Origin of the sequence: Rubrivivax sp. A210 (assembly GCF_904426505.1) — a bacterium.
Taxonomy (GTDB): domain Bacteria; phylum Pseudomonadota; class Gammaproteobacteria; order Burkholderiales; family Burkholderiaceae_C; genus Rubrivivax.
This window is the reverse complement of sequence record NZ_CAJGBN010000054.1, coordinates 1-2,372: the sequence shown is the minus strand read 5'-3', so window position 1 is coordinate 2,372 and position 2,372 is coordinate 1. Positions and strand designations below refer to the sequence as shown.

2 protein-coding genes are annotated in these 2,372 nt (G+C 55.4%); both read right to left on the bottom strand.

Features of this window, described 5'->3' with window-relative positions; translation table 11 throughout:
* Positions 1 to 244: 244 nt before the first annotated feature.
* Positions 245 to 367 (bottom strand): hypothetical protein, encoded by a 123-nt coding sequence (locus JMV16_RS24445; RefSeq protein ID WP_255511429.1) that lies wholly within the window; start codon positions 365 to 367, stop codon positions 245 to 247.
* Between the two features lie 1,422 nt (positions 368 to 1,789).
* The gene (locus JMV16_RS19865; protein ID WP_201496053.1) at positions 1,790 to 2,236 is read right to left on the bottom strand and encodes a hypothetical protein; all 447 of its coding nucleotides are present in this window, start codon (positions 2,234 to 2,236) and stop codon (positions 1,790 to 1,792) included.
* Positions 2,237 to 2,372 lie beyond the last annotated feature (136 nt).

Sequence of the window (2,372 nt, the reverse complement as noted above, 5' to 3'; positions counted from 1 at the left end):
ACAAAGGAGGTCAACGAAGCAGGCTAACAACTAAACTTATCCACAGCCGACACTCTCAAAGTCGGCTCCCACCCCTGGCTCAATATTCGGTCGGCACGGTGGCTCAGATTTGGATCGGCGCCGACAAGCGAGGGGTTAGGCAGAGCTGCGCATTGGGTAGAGGGCTTTGAATTCTGGCTATCTTCTTGCTCGCGAACAAAGAAGGCTTCCCGCTCTGCGCTGGCGAGCGTGGCGTGCCACGTCTTCAAGCCGCCGCGCCGAGTGGCAAACCGAGACGCGCAAACGCTGGCCGCGGCGGCCCCACGAACTGATTGAAATTCATGGCTTCCTTCGAAGTGACCTGCCCAGACCAGCGTTGCTGCTTCATGTCTTGGTCTTCGTCTCGTCGGAGCAGGGAACCATAAGTGCCTCTGGCTACGGAGATTCCGGCGTCAACGCTGTAGCCGGCCGATGGTGCCGCGGCTCTGCCGCCTCGTGGCTGTTCGGTTGACGCCGCCAGGCGCTGACTCTGCTGGATCACCACAAGGCTTGCCCTGCGCTGCCTAACGTTCGAGCTAAGCGGGCGACGACGGCAGGACGCCAGGCCCAGGGCGGTGAAAATGTACAGCGTACCACCGACCTGGGCCTGGTGGCCTGCCGTTGGCGCTCCGCTTGAGCGAGGGGTTAGGCCTCGGCTTGGCATAGCGCACTTATTGCCATTGATGGACAGATCGTCGACTACTTATCCTTGATGTCTTGTACAGCGGAGATGCCTACGCGGTACTTAGTATGTCAGAGCTGGCGTGACCACTCGGCGCCTAGTTGCGTATAGGTTAGTTAGGAAGTCTCTAATGCGTGGCGAGTGCTACTTACTACCCCAAAAGCCACCAAGTACTGCGGCTGCGAGCATGCCAATGAATAGTAGTATCAATGCCGCTGGAATCGCAGCTATTGCGAGTTTAACTAAGAACCAGACCATGGTTCCGAATCTCATGTTGACGTCTACTACGACAACTCTTTGTTCTTGATCCATACGTCCCTCCAAAAGTATTCGATGATTCCTGGGCCACTTGTTTGTCGGTGTCAGGTTAAGTGAGCAACAGTCGTGATGTTCTGGCTTTCGTGCGGGACCAACCGCAGGCGGCATCCCGAGGCCTAACGTTCGAGCTAAGCGGGCGACAAGGGCAGGACGCCAGGCCCGGGCTGGCGAAAATGTACCGCGTACCGCCAGACCGGGCCTGGTGGCCTGCCGTTGGCGCTCCGCTTGAGCGAGGGGTTAGGCCTCAATGCGCTGAAGCTTACCTCTGTCATTAGAATTTTCGCTTGTGAACCTCGCATTTTCCAGTTCGACTCCAAACATACTGAGGTTCATCTTTTGGTGCATTCAGCCGATCAATACGAAACAACTCAAACGCCTCGCCAGAGAATCGATTTATCCTTAGTCTAATAGTTGGGTGGCGATCAGGGAGGTGCGCGATCAGTCCCCACTGGAGTGTCAATTCATCAGTCGAGACATCGAACCGAGGTTCGTTCCAGTACTGACTTGGCTGAGGCGAAACTAACATTTTGGGAGGTTCTAAACTGATGACGAACTTGCGCTCGTTCGATGAGGCATAGCTCGTGTACCATGAGTCAACAGAACTGTCGAATTGGGGCAGAATGGCTGACCCAAACTTGCATGAGATACCGATCTCTTGGGCATATATGGTTGGCGATATGGAAAGTACAGCCAAGATTAGAATATGCTGCCCATTATTGTTACGCATTAGTTTCATGGATTGATCGTCGCTGCTAAATCGCCTTCGTGTTCTTAAGGGTCTACCGCGAGAATTGCGGCGTACATCGCTTCGAGTGTGATCTCCCAACGTCCGTTGCTGTTGTAGGGAAGGTCTGTTGAGACTTCTGGCTGGAGATGAATCTCATCGCGGTGGAATATTTCCTCCAGTGGGCTTGGTCGTTCACAAAGCAGAGGAGCAGAAAAGTACGGAAATTGATGTGCGGTCGGATCAAGGACGGTGTCATTGACTTCGACCCAGAAATGCAGTTCGTTCGTATCTTCGTTTCGCCCCTTGATGTATACAACTTGAGCCCGCGAGTATTTGCGCGCGAGCGCGACGGCTAGTAGGGCGGCTGATCGCTCGCATGCCCCATCTGGGAACGAGTGCATGCAAGGCATTTCGCGAGCATCGAGACTTGTGAGAAGAAAGTCCACCGCAACGGCCATATCACGTTGGAGGCTCTCGAAGGTTGGGTGCATGGGTTTTGAGGCCTAACGTTCGAGCTAAGCGGGCGACGACGGCAGGCCGCCAGGCCCGGGCCGGTGAAAATGTACAGAGTACCACCGGCCCGGGCCTGGTGGCCTGCCGTTGGCGCTCCGCTTGAGCGAGGGGTTA

Coding starts and splice junctions, on each gene's coding strand:
- JMV16_RS24445 (WP_255511429.1), bottom strand. CDS start 367: ATGAAGCAGCAACGCTGGTCTGGGCAGGTCACTTCGAAGGAAGCCATG.
- JMV16_RS19865 (WP_201496053.1), bottom strand. CDS start 2,236: ATGCACCCAACCTTCGAGAGCCTCCAACGTGATATGGCCGTTGCGGTG.